The 15,511-nt window shown below is 73.3% G+C and carries 12 protein-coding genes and 1 pseudogene; 6 read left to right on the forward strand and 7 right to left on the reverse strand.

What is annotated here, in order from left to right:
- The 6 genes from UW392_RS43410 to sigJ form a co-directional block, all read right to left on the reverse strand.
- A partial coding sequence (locus UW392_RS43410) for an aminoglycoside phosphotransferase family protein (RefSeq protein WP_320780821.1) occupies positions 1-879 on the reverse strand: 879 nt, incomplete at its 3' end.
- Positions 880-997: 118 nt separating this feature from the next.
- Positions 998-1,819 carry a siderophore-interacting protein gene (locus UW392_RS43415; RefSeq protein ID WP_320780822.1) on the reverse strand — a complete coding sequence of 274 codons (822 nt, stop codon included), beginning with the start codon at positions 1,817-1,819 and terminating at the stop codon, positions 998-1,000.
- A 140-nt stretch (positions 1,820-1,959) separates the two neighbouring features.
- Positions 1,960-4,563: a glycoside hydrolase family 9 protein gene (locus UW392_RS43420; RefSeq protein WP_414497261.1), complete on the reverse strand. Its 2,604-nt coding sequence runs from the start codon at positions 4,561-4,563 to the stop codon at positions 1,960-1,962.
- A 233-nt stretch (positions 4,564-4,796) separates the two neighbouring features.
- Positions 4,797-5,660 carry an ABC transporter ATP-binding protein gene (locus UW392_RS43425; RefSeq protein ID WP_320780823.1) on the reverse strand — a complete coding sequence of 288 codons (864 nt, stop codon included), beginning with the start codon at positions 5,658-5,660 and terminating at the stop codon, positions 4,797-4,799.
- A gap of 93 nt (positions 5,661-5,753) precedes the next feature.
- The gene (locus UW392_RS43430) at positions 5,754-6,992 is read right to left on the reverse strand and encodes an NAD(P)/FAD-dependent oxidoreductase (protein WP_320780824.1); all 1,239 of its coding nucleotides are present in this window, start codon (positions 6,990-6,992) and stop codon (positions 5,754-5,756) included.
- A 136-nt stretch (positions 6,993-7,128) separates the two neighbouring features.
- Positions 7,129-8,073: an RNA polymerase sigma factor SigJ gene (gene sigJ / locus UW392_RS43435; protein ID WP_320780825.1), complete on the reverse strand. Its 945-nt coding sequence runs from the start codon at positions 8,071-8,073 to the stop codon at positions 7,129-7,131.
- Between the two features lie 260 nt (positions 8,074-8,333).
- On the opposite strand from sigJ, the gene UW392_RS43440 reads away from it, so the two are divergent.
- Positions 8,334-9,755, forward strand: a complete 1,422-nt coding sequence (locus UW392_RS43440) for an MFS transporter (RefSeq protein ID WP_320780826.1) — start codon at positions 8,334-8,336, stop codon at positions 9,753-9,755.
- A 108-nt stretch (positions 9,756-9,863) separates the two neighbouring features.
- On the opposite strand, the gene UW392_RS43445 is transcribed toward UW392_RS43440, so the two are convergent.
- The gene (locus tag UW392_RS43445) at positions 9,864-10,823 is read right to left on the reverse strand and encodes a threonine/serine dehydratase (RefSeq protein ID WP_320780851.1); all 960 of its coding nucleotides are present in this window, start codon (positions 10,821-10,823) and stop codon (positions 9,864-9,866) included.
- A gap of 152 nt (positions 10,824-10,975) precedes the next feature.
- Here UW392_RS43445 and UW392_RS43450 point away from each other — a divergent pair, with 152 nt between their 5' ends.
- The 5 genes and pseudogenes from UW392_RS43450 (at position 10,976) to mgtA (ending at position 15,509) form a co-directional block, all read left to right on the forward strand.
- Positions 10,976-11,578 (forward strand): nucleoside deaminase, encoded by a 603-nt coding sequence (locus tag UW392_RS43450; RefSeq protein ID WP_320780827.1) that lies wholly within the window; start codon positions 10,976-10,978, stop codon positions 11,576-11,578.
- Positions 11,579-11,706: 128 nt separating this feature from the next.
- A pseudogene (locus UW392_RS43455) lies at positions 11,707-11,859 on the forward strand (GNAT family N-acetyltransferase); the annotation flags it as partial.
- 197 nt (positions 11,860-12,056) lie between these two features.
- Entirely contained in the window at positions 12,057-12,443 is a 387-nt protein-coding gene (locus UW392_RS43460) for a VOC family protein (protein WP_320780828.1), read from the forward strand.
- A 71-nt stretch (positions 12,444-12,514) separates the two neighbouring features.
- Positions 12,515-12,877, forward strand: coding sequence for a metalloregulator ArsR/SmtB family transcription factor (locus UW392_RS43465; protein ID WP_320780829.1), 363 nt, complete (start codon positions 12,515-12,517; stop codon positions 12,875-12,877).
- A 4-nt stretch (positions 12,878-12,881) separates the two neighbouring features.
- On the forward strand, positions 12,882-15,509 hold the full coding sequence (gene mgtA, locus UW392_RS43470) for a magnesium-translocating P-type ATPase (RefSeq protein ID WP_320780830.1): 2,628 nt from the start codon (positions 12,882-12,884) through the stop codon (positions 15,507-15,509).
- Positions 15,510-15,511: the final 2 nt, after the last annotated feature.

Here is a 15,511-nt window from a genome sequence, read left to right on the forward strand (position 1 = left end):
CAGCAGCAGGTGGAGGCAGTACAGGCGGCGGCGCACCCGCTCCGTGCCGGTCAGCTCGGCGTGGCCGTAACCGCGCATGAAGGGGCGGGAGTCGCCGAAGGCGGAGGGCAGTTGCGCTCCGGCGAAGCCGTTCTCGATCAAGGGGTCGCCGTAGAAGGCGCGTTCGTGGTCGATGATCGAGACGATCTTCCCGTCCCGCACCAGGACGTTGCCGGCCCACAGGTCCCACTCCACCAGACGCGGCTCGGTCACCTCGTCCAGGCTGCCGGCGTGCCCGTCCAGGACCTCGCGCACCACGTCGTAGCCCCGGCCCAGGTCGACGTCGCGGCGCTCGCCGTCGCCGAGGACGTCCTCGACCATGCCGGTGAAGACCCGGCGCCAACTGGGGTCGCCCGGGCCGGTCAGCGGGCCGAAACCGTCGCCGCGCAGGGAGTTCAGCTCCCGGTTGGCCGCTCCGAGCTGCTCCAGGTAGGCGTCGCGCTCGACGGCGCGCAGCCCGTCGGCGATGACGCCCAGGTTGTCGGCGTCGACGTAAGGCATGAAGAAGTAGTCGGCGTCGCACAGTTCATGGCTGCGGTCGGCGAAGTCGACGGCCGGGACCGGCACCGAGGTGTGCGCACGGACCAGGTCCAGCATGCGCAGTTCGGTCGCCATGGCGCCGCGTTCGTAGGTCATCACCTCCACCGCGGGCGGCGGGGCGATCTTCAGCACCACCTCGGCACCGTCGCGCAGGCGGATGCGGTAGGCGACGTTGAACCACCCGTGCCCGAGCTCGGCCGCCCACCCCTCCCCCTCGGGGACACGGTCCGGCCCGTAGGCCCGCCCGACCATGGCCCGCAGCGTGGCGGTCGGCTGCCGGTTCTTGGTGACGCTCTCCACACCAGGGTCCTCTCGGTGGCGGTGACTGCCCCGGTCGCCGTCGGCGACCGGGAACGATCCCTACCATCCGGATGAGGACCTGGGCTACGGGCGGCGGACACCGCCCCACACCCGTGCGTCAGGCCGCCACCAGCGCGGCCTCGCGCTTCCAGAAGCCGGAGAAGGTGATGCGGTCCTTCGCCATGCCGATCCGGTGGAGGTGCCTGCGTCCCTCGGTGGCCAGGGTGGACTCCCCGACGACGAAGGCGTAGCCGGACGCGTCGGCGCGGGTGTGCTCGAGCAGTTCGCCCAGGGCCGCCGCGCCGGGGACGGAGGTGTGGTCCTCGCGCACGACCCAGGTGACGTCCATTCCGGACGGCGCGTCGAGCTCGCGCCTGTCGTCGGCCGTGGGCACCTCCTGGATGAGCCGGCCCACGGTCCCCCGCGGCAGGGAGCGCATGATGCCGGCGGTGGCCGGGAGGCCGGTCTCGTCGGCCACGACGACGACCTCGGAGGCGTCCCGGGGGCAGTCGAACAGGACGCCCTGGTCCAGTACGGCGAGCAGGTCGCCGGGGCGGGCGCGGCACGCCCAGATCGCGGCCCGGCCCTCGATCTCGCCCGTGGGCCCGCGGTGCACGACGAAGTCGATGTCCATCTCCGCCGCCTCCGGACGGAAGTCGGCCACCGTGTAGTTGGCGCAGTGCGGCCGCTCCGCGTCGGGGATGGCCAGGTAGGGCTGCCACCAGCGGGTGCCGGTGAACTCGGGCAGCCGCAGGCGGGATTGGTGGGGCAGCCGCAGGAACAGCCGGAACCAGTGGTCGTAGCCCAGCCACGGGAAGTCCGCGAGGTCCGCCCCGGTGACGGTCAGTCGCTGCATGGAGGGGGAGACACGTTCGGTGCGCACGACCTCGGCGCGGAACATGCGCGGGTGCTGCGGCACGAGCCGGTGATTCTTCGCCATGAGAGAACGATAGCGCGTCAGTAAGGTGAGCCTTACCTGCCTCACCTGCCTTACCTGCCTCACCTGCCCTATGTGCATCTCTTGCTCGAACCCGGCCGGTGCGGCGCCGCTCGGCGGCGGCGCACCGGCCGGTCGAGCTCCTATCGGGTCACGTCACAGCTCTTCCCTCCTAGGGTGAAGGCCCGTGGATCGGCCGGCGAGCCGCTCGCCGTGCCGTTGAAGCCGAAGTTGACCGTGGCTCCGGGTGCGAGCGTGGTGTTCCAGCTCTCCGGCCGTGCGACCACGTCCCGTCCGGACTGGGTGACCCTGGCGCTCCACGCCTGGGTGATCCGCTGGTCGTCGGCGAAGGACCACTTCAGCTCCCAGGGGCTGATCGCGGTCCCGCCGGTGTTCTCCAGCGTGACCTGGGAGGTGAAGCCGTTGTTCCAGCGGTACGAGTGGTAGGTGACCTCGCACACCTCGTCGCCGCCGGGGTTCCCGCCGCCCGGCTCCCCGCCGCCGAGGTCGTCCAGGTACGAGGCGACCCAGGCCAGCGGGGCGTTCCAGTTGATGGTGATCTCGTTCGTCGCCCAGGACTCGATGTCGTCGATGTAGCACATCGCGGGCGCGCAGCCCTGGAGCTTGTCCTGGGCGACCGGGTCGTCGATGCCGACGTTCGGGCCGCCCGCGACCGAGCCGGGCGCCGGGTTCGGCAGTGAGGCGTCGAGCTGGTGCGCCCAGAAGCGGTGGTGCTGGTTGCGGGAGTCCCGCTCGCCGTAGCCGGTGACGTAGGACTGGTTGAGCGGGTTGCGGCCGAGCAGGTACTCCATGCCGTGCAGCACCGCGTCCCGGTAGCCGGTCTCACCGGTCAGGTCGTGGGCCGTCGCGAGGACGACCATGTTGTTGAGGACCTGGCTGTTGGAGCCCCAGACGTAGGCGTCGTTCCCGGGGGCGTACGGCACTCCGTAGGCCGAGTTCCGGGAGTCCTCCGCATAGCCGTCGGCAGCCTCGACCACCGTCGCGCGGACCGAGGACAGCTGGGCGCCGGTCAGGTCGTTGGGCACGGTCGCCAGGCTCAGCGCGCCCAGCCCGCCCGTGGCCCCCCAGGAGAGTCCGCCGCGCGGGAAGACCGCGTCGGTGTCACCGTGGATCGGGGACCCCAGCACCGCCTGGCGGAAGGCGTTCTCGCCCGTGGTGACGAACAGTTCGGCCGCCGCCCAGTAGAACTCGTCGCGCACGTCGGTGTCGGAGTAGGCGCCGCCGCCCACACCGTCGTCCGGGTCGGCCAGCACGTCCGGGTGCGCCTTCGCCGCCGCCCAGGCGCTGCGGGCCGTCTCCAGGCACTCGGCGGCGAACTCCGCGTCGTGACTCTCGAAGAGCCGGGCGCACTGGGCCGCGGTGGCCGCGACGTTCAGGGTCGCCGCCGTGGACGGCGGGTGCAGCTCGCGCGGCTGCGGGTCCGCGGACGGGAGCAGCGGCAGCCCGGTCCAGGCCCGGTCGTGGATCTTGTGGTGCACCATGCCGGCCAGCGGCTCGCCCTCCGGCACCTGCATCCGCATCAGGAAGTCGAGCTGCCAGCGGGCCTCGTCCAGGATGTCGGGGACGTCGTTGCCGCGCTCGGGCACCCGGAGCTTCCCGTCGCCGAGGGCGGTGCCGTCCGCGCCCTCGGTGTGCAGGGTGCGCTCGTAGGTGGCCATCACCTGGGCCACGGAAATGCCGCCGTTGACGACGTACTTGCCGTGGTCGCCCGCGTCGTACCAGCCGCCGGAGACGTCGAGCCGGTAGTCACAGACACCGGCCTGGCACGGCACGTCGGTGTCGCCCTGGTTGGGCGCCACGCCGATGTGCCCGGCCGGGCGCGCGTACTCCTCACCGACGAGGTCCGCCTCGATCTCGATGCCGCTGCGATTGTGGTAGAAGTACGCGAGCGCGTCGCCGCGCAGGCCGGAGTAGAGGTCGTCGCCGATGGTGAACGGCTCGCTGGTCTCCTCGCCGATGGTGACGGTGTATCCGTCACCGGCCCCGGTGAACGCGCCGAAGTCGAAGGTGTGGACGTTCTGCCGGGAGGTGGAGTCGACACCCGCCGGACTGGTCCTCCCCCGCGCCCGCTCGGTGCCGCCGGCGTCCTTCAGCACCCAGGTCTGCGGCTCGGTGGTCTCGGTGACGAAGGTCCCGCTCTTGGGGCCGTCGGTGAGGTACCCGACCTGGTTGACCCGTACGGGAGATCCCGTGTCCGGCTCGTAGACGGGCGGCTCCGCGCCGCCGGTCAGCGAGACGTCGTCCACGCAGAAGGTGTACGCCCCCGCGCCGCCGCCCGCCTGGAAGGCGAGCTGGGCCGCCGTGTGGTCGGCCGCGGCGGTGAAGACGTGCTCGAAGGTCTTGGCCGTCGTCCCGACCGGGTCGGCAGCGTTCAGCTCGGCGGTGTACGGCTCGGCGGCCATCTGCACGTTGGCGCGGACGGTGAGCGGGGCGGTGGAGGAGGCGGTGTAGCGCAGGGTGTAGCTCTCGCCCGCGGTGAGGGGCAGCCTGTTCTGACCGAGGATGGCGTCCCAGGGGTTGGCCGTACCGGCGGGGACGTCGGCGCAGAGGCGTCCGTCGACGACGCGGCCCGGGGAGTTCTCGGTCCACCACCAGCCGGTGGTGCCGGCCGAGAAGTCGCCGTTGGAGACGAGTTCGGGCCCGTCCGCCGCGCGGGCCTCGGCGGCGGTGGCGGACCCGGCCAGGGCGCCGCCGAGCAGCGCGGCCGCCGCGACGGCGGAGAGCACCGCGCGTCTGCGGCGGTGCCGGTGTCCGTGCCGGGCCGGTGGGGGCAGCGGGGGCCGGGTGGAGGCGAGGTGGGTCACGGCTTCGTCCTTCCGCGCGGGTGGGGCGGGGCGGGGCGGTGGTGACGTGAGGTGAGCGGTGGGGTGCTGGGAGCGCTCCCACGGCATCGTGGTGCCGCCCCGACCCGCCGTCAAGGGTTGTGACCGACGGAACCGACGGATACGGGGCGGAGCGATCACGAGCGTGGTGCCGAGCTGCCGGAGCGGGCCAGCCAGCGGCCCTCGTGCCGGCTCACCCGTACCGGGCGGCCGAAACACGCCGACATGTGCCCGTCCGTCAGGACGTCACCGACCGGGCCGCTGGCGTGCACCCGGCCCTCGCGCAGCAGCAGCGCGTGGCCGATGGCCGGGGACAGCTCCTCGAGGTGGTGGGTGACCGTGACGGTCGTCAGCCCGGGCCGCCCGGTGGCCAGCCGGTGCATGGTGTCGATCAGGTCCTCCCGCGAGGGCAGGTCGAGCGCGTTGAACGGCTCGTCGAGCAGGAGCAGCGCCGGGTCGGCCATCAGCGCGCGGGCGATCAGGATCCGGGCGCGCTGGCCACCGGAGCAGACACCGTACGGCCGGTCCGCCAGCTCCTTGATGTCCAGCTCGGCCAGGAGCGCGTGCGCGCGCTCCCGGGTGCGCGCGTCGTACTGCTTCCACAGCGGCTGCACGGTCCCGGTCGCGCCGGTGAGGACCACGGTGTGCCCGGTGGCGTCCCCGGGCACCTTCTGCGCCGAGGAGACCAGTCCGATGCGGGCGCGCAGTTCACGCACGTCGACCCGGCCGAGCCGGTGACCCAGCACTTCGACCGTGCCCGCGGTGGGGTGCATCAGCGCGCCGACGAGCCGCAGCACCGTCGTCTTCCCCGCGCCGTTCGCCCCGAGCAGCGCCCAGTGCTGGCCGGACCGTACGGTCCAGTCGACGCCGTCCAGGATGGCCTGTCCGGTGGTGTGCCGCCGTACGCTCGCGCCGCTCAGCTCGGCGACGACGGGTACGGACGGGCCGGGTGCGGCCGGGCCGACTGTGGACGGGCCTGGTGCGGTGGTGCGGTGTCCCATGCGTGTCTCCTCCTGGGGCCTCCTGGGGAGGGAGATTAGCTGTAACCACCAACCACATGTTGCGCCGTCCACCGCCTGGACCGGTACGGGCCTTCAGGCCGCCGAGGCCTCGACGGCCGGGTCCGGCCGGGTCGGGCTCGCCGTCGCCCCCGGTACGACGCGGCGGCGCCGGCTCGGCAGGCCGAGGGTCGGGTGGGCGACGCCCCAGGCCGCGCCCTTGCAGACCAGCTCCTTGTAGAGGGCGGCCAGCCTGCCGGTCAGGACCGCGCCGACGGCCCGGTCGTCCGCGGTGACGTACTGGATGAGGCCTTGCCCGCGGCCCAGCGAGATGCACTGGTTGAAGTAGCGGATCGACGCGTGGGGAAGCCTGTCACCGGTGAGGCGTGCCGCGATGGCGTCGGCGGCCTGCCATGCGGTGGGGATGCCCGAGGCGCACGACATCCGCAGCGGCTTCCCGCCGGGGCCCGTCACCATGGCCGCGTCGCCGATGGCGTACACGTCCGGGTGCGAGAGGGAGCGCATGGTCCCGTCGACCACGATCCGGCCGGTGTCGTCGGCCTCCAGGGCGGTGGCGCGCACGATCGGGTGGACCGCGAAACCGGTGGTCCACACGGTCACCGCGGCCGGTACGGCGGTGCCGTCGGCCGTGACGACGCGGTCGGCCTCTACGGCGGTGACGGCGGCGTGCTCGAGCACGGTGATCCCGAGCGTGCCGAAGACCTTCCGCAGGTGCCCGCGGCCCCGGTCCGAGAGCTGCTCGCCGAGGCCGCCTTGGACGGCGACGGTGACCGCGAGGTCCGGGCGGGTCTCGGCGACCTCGGTCGCGGTCTCCAGGCCGGTGAGGCCGCCGCCGACGACGACCACGGGCTGTCCGGCGTCCAGTGCGGCCAACCGCTCGCGCAGCCGGAGCGCCCCGGGCCGGCTCGCGATCTCGTGGGCGTGTTCGCCGGCACCGGGGACGCCCAGGTCGTCCCAGCCGCTGCCGAGGGCGTACACGAGGGTGTCGTACTCCAGCTCCTCGGCGCCGCCTGTCGCGCCGATGCCGCCGTTCGCGCCGACGCCGACGACGGTGACGGTCTTGCGGTCGACGTCGACGCCGGTCACCCGGGCGAGTCGCAGTGCGACGCCGGTGCCCGCGAACAACTCGCTGAAGGGCCGGGGCCTCAGGTCCTGGCCGGCCGCGAGCTGGTGCAGGCGGACGCGCTCGACGAAGTCGGGCTCGGCGTTGACGACGGTGATGGCGACGTCGTCGCGGTGCAGCCGCCTGGCGAGACGGCCCGCCGCGCTGGCTCCCGTGTATCCGGCGCCGAGGACGATGATGCGGTGCTGCATGTGCCTGCTCCTGTCTGCGCGGGTCCGCCCCTGGTCCGGTGCGGTTCACCCCTTCGACCGGACAGCACGCCGTTCCCTGACGGGAACACGCGCGATGTGAAGCACCTCACAGCGTCACGATCAGGGAGCGTCATGATCAGAAGGCGTGGAACAGGGGCTCTCCGTGATCGGCGGCCGCCCACGCCCCGGTCGCGCGGACGAGCTTGTCGGGGTTGGCCTGGCTGCGGACCGCGGCGATGCCCTCGCCGGTGACCTCCAGGCACACGATGCCGACGACCCGGCCGCCGACGACCGCGACGACGGCGGGGCCGCCGTTGACGGTCGTGACGTGCATGCCGGGCGAGCCGCCCACCAGGGCGCGCTTGGACGCCGCCGGCTTGAACAGGCCCCGCAGGAACTTCGCGACCGCGAGGGCGCCCCCGAACACCTTGGCCCGGGCCGGGATCTTCCCGCCGCCGTCGCCGACCGCGACGACATCGGCGGTCAGCAGCCGCACGAGCGGCTCGGTCCGTCCGCTGGCGGCCGCCGCCAGGAACTCCTCGACGATCCGGCGCGCGGCGGCCTCGTCGACCTCGCCGCGGGCCCGGCCGTTGCCGAGGTGCTTCCTGGCGCGGTGCAGGATCTGCTGGCTGGCGGCCTCCGTGAGGTCGAGGATGTCGGCGATCTCCCGGTGCGGGTAGTCGAAGGCCTCCCGCAGCACGTACACCGCCCGCTCGCTGGGGGACAGCCGCTCCATGAGCGTGAGGACCGCGTACGAGACCGACTCGCGCTGCTCCGCGGTGTCGGCCGGGCCGAGCATGGGGTCACCGCCGAGCAGCGGCTCGGGAAGCCACTCGCCGACGTAGGTCTCGCGCCGCGCACGGGCCGAGGCGAGCTGGTTGAGGCACAGGTTGGTGAGCACCTTCGTCAGCCAGGCCTCGGGCACCTCGATGCGCTCGACGTCGGCGGCCTGCCAGCGCAGGAAGGTCTCCTGCGCGGCATCCTCGGCCTCGCTCGCGGAGCCGAGGAGGCGGTAGGCGATGGCCTCGAGACGGGGCCGTGCGGCCTCGAACCGTTCCACGTCCTTCATGGTCAGCGGCATGGCCCCGGATCCTAGCCGGGGACGGCCGGACGGGGTACCGGGGCCCGGCGGGCGGGTCGTGGAGCAAGGGACCCACTACGCCCCCACCGCTCCTGGACGCGCCACAGCTCGTCTCACATGATGGAATCAACTTTCCGGAACATAAGACACCTGAGATCTTTAACCTGCCCGTACAGTCCGCACGGCCCCGGCGAGGAGGACGTGTGCGGAGGTCCGGGCCCTCGGCGACCGATCTCCCACCTCGCGCGAAAGACCGAGCAATGTCCGCACCAGCCACAGCCACCGGACCGGCCCAGGCACCCGTCAACTCGCGGTCCCGTGTCCTCATCGCCAGCCTCATCGGCACGACGATCGAGTTCTACGACTTCTACATCTACGCGACCGCCGCCGTACTGGTCTTCCCCAAGCTCTTCTTCCCGGGCGGTGACCCGACCACGGCACTGCTGTCGTCGTTCGCGGTGTTCGGCGCCGCGATGGTCGCCCGCCCGATCGGGGCCGTCGTCTTCGGGCACCTCGGCGACCGGCTCGGCCGCAAGCGGACGCTGGTGGTATCGCTGCTGACCATGGGCATCGCCACCTTCCTCATCGGCGTCCTGCCCACCTACGCGCAGGCCGGCTGGATCGCCACCGCGCTGCTCGTGCTGATGCGGCTCGCGCAGGGCTTCGCGCTCGGCGGCGAGTGGAGCGGTGCCGCGCTGGTCGCCACCGAGAACGCGCCCCGCGGCAAGCGGGCCCTGTACGGCACCTTCCCGCAGCTGGGCGCCCCGCTCGGCTTCATCATCGGCAACGGCCTGTTCCTGATCATCGGGGCGCTGCTGCCGTCCGAGGCGGGCGCCGACCCGACCCAGCCCTCCGACGCCTTCACGAGCTGGGGCTGGCGCATCCCGTTCCTGTTCTCCGCCGTGATGGTCGTCATCGGCCTGTGGGTGCGGTCGCGGCTGGTGGAGTCGGCGGTCTTCGCCAAGACCCAGGAGACCGGGAAGGTGCGCAAGCTGCCGCTGGCCACCGTGGTCCGCGACCACTGGAAGCAGCTGATCCTCGGCACCTTCATCATGCTGGCGACGTACGTGCTCTTCTACCTGATGACCACGTTCTCGCTGAGCTACGGACGCACCGCGAAGGACGCGGACGTGCCCGGCCTGGGCTACAGCTACACCACGTTCGTCCTGATGATGATCTTCGGCGTGCTGTTCTTCGCCGTGTTCACCCTCGTCTCCGGTCCGCTCGCCGACAAGTACGGACGGCGCGCCACCCTGATCTGGATCACCGCCGCGATCCTGGTCTTCGGACTGGTCTGGGTGCCCCTGATCGGCCTGGGGACGCTCGGCGTGGTGCTGTGGCTGGTGCTCGGCTTCACGCTGATGGGCATGACGTTCGGGCCGATGGGCGCGCTCCTGCCGGAGCTGTTCCCGACGAGCGTGCGCTACACCGGGTCCGGCATCTCGTACAACGTCAGCTCGATCCTCGGTGCGGCCGTCGCCCCGTTCATCGCGGTGGCGCTGTGGGACGCCGGTGACGGCTCGCCGTGGCTGGTCGGGGTCTACCTGTCCTCGATGGCGGTGCTGACGCTGATCGCGCTCCTGCTCGGCAAGGAGACCAAGGACGTCTCCCTGGAGGACGGCGAGACCGCCGCCGGCGACGACGGCACGCGCGCCGCGGCCGCTCCCTCGTCCGGTTCCTGACCCGACTCCGACCGGCGTCCACCCGCAGCGGGTGCGCCTGTGGGCCGCCTCCCGGCAGGGAGGTGGCCCACGGGCTTCCCGGGCGCTCGGCCGCGGTCGGCGGTTCGCTCAGCCGAGCCCGAACCGGCTCGACCATCCCAGTACGTCGGCGGTGGACGCGTTGCCCCCGCACACCACGAGCCCGAGGCGGGCCCCCTCCCCCACCCGGTCGAGGACCTGCCGCGCCGCGGGCAGCAGACAGCCGGCGGCGGGCTCCGCCCACACCTTCGCGTGGTCGGCGAGGTCGAGCACCCCCTGCACCGCCTCCCGGTCCGGAACCACCAGCACCTCCTCGACCAGCGCGGACACGTGGTCGTACGTCAGCTGCGACACCGACGGGGCGCTGAGCGTGGTCACGATCGACGACAGCGCGACCGGTACCGGACCGCCCGCGGCCAGCGCCTTTGACATCGACTGGGCGCCCCGGGTCTCCACCCCCCAGACCCGTACCCCCGGGCGGCGGGCCCGCAGCGCCGCCGCGACGCCGGTGATCAGTCCGCCGCCACCGATGCTGACCAGCACGTCGGTCAGTTCACCCGCGTCCTCGGCGAGCTCCAGCCCGACCGTGCCCTGTCCGGCGATCACCACCGGGTCGTCGAAGGGGTGGAGCAGCGTCAGGCCCTCCTCCCGCAGCCGGGCCGTCAGCGCGAACGCCTCGTCCATGCCGTCGGTCAGCCGTACCGACGCGCCGGCCCCCTCCGCCCTCGCCACGGAACGCGCGGGCGCCGTACGGGGCATGACCACCGTGGCCTTCACGTCGAGGGCGGCGGCCATCACCGCGACCCCGATCCCGTGGTTGCCCCCGCTGACCGCCACCACCCCGGCGGCCCGCTCGGCCTCGCCGAGCGCCAGCAGTTTCGCCGCCGCCCCGCGCGCCTTGAACGAGCCGGTGCGCTGCAACAGTTCCAGCTTCACGGTGACCGGGGCACCGAGCAGCGCGGACAGGCCGGGGCTGGGCAGGGTCGGCGTACGCACCACATGGGGGGCGATCCGCTCGGCCGCGGCTTCGACATCGGCGATCCCTATCACGACGGTCATCCTTCCGGCACGCTCCTCGGGCACGGGTCGGTGACTCGCGCCGCCTCGCACACTGACGCGCGACACGACGCTGGTCAACATCATCCAGACCTCCTGCCCTAACTCTCCGCTCATACCTGGTCACTCTGCGATACGTTGGTGGGATGAACGCGACTTCCTCTTCACGGCGACAGCTCCTGTCCGTGGTGGCCGGTGCCGTGGCCGTGCTGTCGAGCGCGGACGGGGCCCGCGCCCACGAGGACCCGGACGGACGGAGATGGAGCGGCCCGTGGACCCGCGGGTCGAAGGAGGCGGTGGTGCGCGCCATGCCCGAGGCGGTGGCGCGTGCGCGTACGGCCGTGTACCCCTTCGGGGCGGTGCTGGTCGCGCTGGACAGCGGCGTCGTGGTGGCGGGAGCCGCCAACAGCGCGGAGGACGGGGACACCACCGCCCACGCGGAGATGAACCTGGTGAGGGAAGCCGCGGCCAAGGGCGTGCGGTTGCGGGACCACGCGGTGGTCAGTACGGCCGAGCCCTGCCCCATGTGCGCGGGGGCCCTGCTATGGACCCGTGTTCCCGTCGTCGCTTTCGGAACGTCCAACGCCCGGCTCACGGCTCTGGGCATTCCGCAGATCGACATGGCCTTCGAGTCGCTCGCACGCCGGTCGTCGGTGGGCGTCAGACCCGCGATCGGTTCCGGCGTACGCGAGGACCTCACCGGCCCCCTGTACGAGGAGCTGGCCCGGCGGTGGCGAGGGACCTCCTGACCGGCTGGACGCGTGCGGGGCGCGGCCGGTATGGCATGCGGGCCGCATGGCGCAACGACCCCGTCGGGCACGGCCGTTGAACCCTGGACGGCGGCCGACGGACGAGCCTCGACACGTACGCTCACAGCATGACGATCACCCATGAGTGGCGGGGCGAGGTCGACAACGCCGCCCTCGACGCCCTGCACGCCGACGGCTTCGGCCATCCGGCCGGTGACACCGACTGGCGGGCACGGGTCGAACGCCACAGTCTCGGCTGGGTCTGCGCGCGGGAGGACGGCGCACCGGGGACGACGGCCGGCCTGATCGCCCCGTGACGCCGCGGGCCGGTCACGTCCCGGCCGCCCAGGGCGGCATCGGCGCGCCCGCTTGATAGGCAAGTGAACACTTGCCTATGGTGTCGGTCATGGCGGGGTCCGGTCCCCCCTCGAGCGCGACTTGACCCGACGGCTCAGGCCCGACACACCGGAGGACACCCATGAAGATTCACCTCACCAGCGTCTTCGTCGACGACCAGGAGAAGGCCCTGCGCTTCTACACCGACGTGCTGGGCTTCGAGAAGAAGCACGACGTCCCGGCGGGTACGGACCGGTGGCTCACCGTGGTGTCGCCGGAGGACCCCGACGGGGTCGAACTGCTGCTGGAACCCTCCGGGCACCCCGCGGTACAGCCGTACAGGACGGCGCTGGTGCGGGACGGCATCCCGGCCACCTCCTTCGCCGTGGACGACGTGCGGGCGGAGTTCGCCCGGCTGCGCGAACTCGGGGTGACCTTCACCCAGGAACCGCTCGAGACGGGCGCGGTCACCACCGCCGTCCTGGACGACACCTGCGGCAATCTCATCCAGATCATGGACGGCGAGTAGGCGGGACCAGGGCGCCTACACTGGGTGCGCGCGTGCGCGCCGGACGGGGCGCGGTGAGACGGGAGAAGGCAGTGACGGACGGGGCCGCGGGCTACGACGATCCGTCCGCCGAACTCCTGGCGGAGGCGGCCGCGGCGTTCGGGCTGCTCGCCTCGTCGGCACGGCTGCACATCATGTGGGTCCTGTCCCAGGGCGAGAGCGACGTGAGCCACCTCGCCGACCGGGTCGGCGGCGCCCTCCCCGCGGTCAGCCAGCACCTGGCGAAGCTGAAGCTCGCCGGCCTGGTGCGGTCGCGCCGTGAGGGCCGGCGGCAGATCTACTACGTGGACGACCCCGACGTGGTCACCGTGGTGCGCGTGATGCTCGGACAGCTGACCGCCCGGTCGCGGGAGGCCACCCCCTCCGTACACCGCCTGCGCGGGACGGGTGCCTGAGCACGTGGCGGCGGCAGGGAACGGCCGGCCGGAGCGCCCCGGCGCCGGTGCCCGGCCCGCGGTCCCGACCGTGCTCGAGGTGCTGCGGCGGCTGGACTCAGGCCCGCGCGGCCTGACCGACGCACAGGCCCTGGAGCGTCTCGCCGCCTTCGGGGAGAACACGGTCCCGGCCCGGCGCACCGCGTCCTGGCCCCGGTTGTTCGCCCGCGGCCTGCGCGATCCCTTCACCCTGGTGCTGCTCTGCCTGGGGCTGGTGTCGGCGGCCGTCCTGGCCTGGGCGACCGCGTGCGTGATCCTGCTGCTGGTCGTGGTGGGCTGCGCCCTGCGCGCCTCGGGGGAACACCGGGCCGACCGCTCCATGAGCGCGTTGCGGGACCTGGTCGCCGGCACGGCCACCGTCCTGCGGAGGGCCGACCGGGACGCCGCGCCGGTGGCCCGCGAGATTCCCGTCGAGGAACTGGTGCCCGGTGACGTCATCCGTCTCGGTCCGGGCGACGCGGTCCCCGCGGACGTGCGGCTGCTGCGGGTGACCGGCCTGACCGTGCGGCAGTCGGCACTCACCGGAGAGTCGGCGCCGGTCGCGAAGGCCGCCCGGGAGGACGCGCCCCGGACCCGCGACGGCGGCGTGTTCGAGCAGCCGCACCTGTGCTTCCAGGGCAGCAGCGTCGCGAGCGGCACCGCCACCGCGGTCGTCACGGAGACCGGCGCGCGGACGCGCTTCGGCACCGCGCACGGCCGTCCGGCCGCCCCGCGGCGGGACGGCGCCTTCGACCGCTCCGTACGCGGTGTCTCCTGGATCCTCATCAGGTTCATGCTGCTCACCCCGCCCCTGGTGCTCCTGGCCGACGCGGCGCTGCGCGGGCGCGGCCTCCAGACGCTGCCGTTCGCGGTGGCGGTGGCGGTCGGGCTGACTCCGCAGATGCTGCCGGTCCTGGTCACCACCTGTCTGGCCCGGGGCGCCGCACTGCTCGCCCGGTCCCACGGGGTGATCGTCCGGAGGCTGCCCGCACTGCACGACGTGGGCGCCGTCGACCTGCTGTGCCTGGACAAGACGGGCACCCTCACCCAGGACCGGCCGGTCGTCGACCGCGCCCTCGACGCCCGGAGCCGGGACGACCCCGAGGTGCTGCACTGGGCCGTCCTCAACGCGTGGTGGACCCTCCAGCTCGCCGAGCTGCCCGTCCCCGACCCCCTCGACGAGGCGCTCCTGGACGCGGCCGAGGACGACGGCCACCTCTCCTGCGACGCGTCGGCGGCCGTCCCCTTCGACCCGGTCCGCCGCCTCGCCACCGCCGTCGTCCACACCCCGGGCCGGCTCGGCACACACACCCTGGTGGTGAAGGGCGCCGTCGAGGCCGTCCTGGAGCGCTGCGTCCTGACCGAGGACGAGCGGGCACGGCTGCGCGGCCTGGCCGGCCGGCAGGCCGCCGGCGGTCTGCGCGTCCTGGCGGTCGCCACCGCCGAGCGCCCGGCCCGCCCGCGCGACTACACCCCGGCCGACGAACGCGGACTCACCTTCCGGGGGCTGATCACCTTCCGGGACGCCCTCGCCCCCACCGCGGCCGAAGCCCTCCGCACGCTCAGCGAGCGCGGCGTCGCGGTCAGGGTCCTCACCGGCGACCATCCGGACACCGCGGCCCGCGCCTGCCGCGACCTGGGCATGTCCGTCGCCCCCGGCGACATCGTCACCGCCGACCGCGTCGACGGGCTCTCCGACGAGCAGGTCGCCGCGCTCGCCGCCCGTACGACGGTGTTCGCCCGCTGCACCCCCGACCACAAGGCCCGCATCGTCCGGGCGCTGCGGGCCGGCGGGCACACCGTCGGGTTCCTCGGGGACGGCGTCAACGACCTGCCCGCCCTGCAGAGCGCCGACGTCGGCATCGCCCCGTACAGCGCCGCCGACGTCGTCCGCGAGCACGCCGATGTGGTGCTCGCCGCCGACAGGGACCTGACCGCGGTGAACCACGCCATCGGCGCGGGCCGGCACGCGAGCGGCAACATCGTCAGCTATCTGCGCGTCACCCTCTCCTCCAACCTCGGCAACGTCGTCGCGATGCTCTGCGCCGGCCTGCTGCTGCCGTTCCTGCCGATGCTGCCCGCGCAGGTCCTGGCGCAGAACCTGTGCTTCGACGCGGCCCAGCTCGCCTTCGCCCACGACCGCCCGCACCCCTCGCTGTCGCGCCGCCCGACCGTGCTGGACCCCCGCGCCCTGCTCCGCTTCGTCACCGGCTTCGGCGTGCTGAACGCCGCCGCCGACCTGGCCACGTTCGCCGCCCTGGCCCTCGCCCTGCGGGGATCCGGCGGCGGGGTCGACGAGGCGGGCTTCCACTCGGGCTGGTTCACCGAGAACCTGCTGACCCAGGCCCTGGTGATGCTGGTGCTGCGGATGGGCCGCCGGGGTGCCGGAGGGCGTGCCCCGGGTCCTGTCGGCCGGTCCGCGGCCGCGCTGGCCGCCGTCGGCCTGGTACTGCCGCCCTCACCGCTCGGACCGCTCCTCGGCCTGACCTCGCTGCCCGCCCCGTACTACCCGCTGCTCCTCGCCGTCCTCGCGCTCTACACCGCCGGACTCCTGGCGGCCCGGGCGCGGTACGCGCGCCGCCACGGGGAGGCGGAGTACGCCACGGACCGCTGAGG

Source organism: Streptomyces sp. CRN 30 (assembly GCF_034105845.1).

Bases quoted from the DNA above. Each gene is read 5' to 3' on its own strand.
- UW392_RS43415 (WP_320780822.1), bottom strand. From the start codon at position 1,819: ATGGCGAAGAATCACCGGCTCGTGCCGCAGCACCCGCGCATGTTCCGC.
- UW392_RS43425 (WP_320780823.1), bottom strand. From the start codon at position 5,660: ATGGGACACCGCACCACCGCACCAGGCCCGTCCACAGTCGGCCCGGCC.
- UW392_RS43430 (WP_320780824.1), bottom strand. From the start codon at position 6,992: ATGCAGCACCGCATCATCGTCCTCGGCGCCGGATACACGGGAGCCAGC.
- sigJ (WP_320780825.1), bottom strand. From the start codon at position 8,073: ATGCCGCTGACCATGAAGGACGTGGAACGGTTCGAGGCCGCACGGCCC.
- UW392_RS43440 (WP_320780826.1), top strand. From the start codon at position 8,334: ATGTCCGCACCAGCCACAGCCACCGGACCGGCCCAGGCACCCGTCAAC.
- UW392_RS43450 (WP_320780827.1), top strand. From the start codon at position 10,976: ATGAACGCGACTTCCTCTTCACGGCGACAGCTCCTGTCCGTGGTGGCC.
- UW392_RS43460 (WP_320780828.1), top strand. From the start codon at position 12,057: ATGAAGATTCACCTCACCAGCGTCTTCGTCGACGACCAGGAGAAGGCC.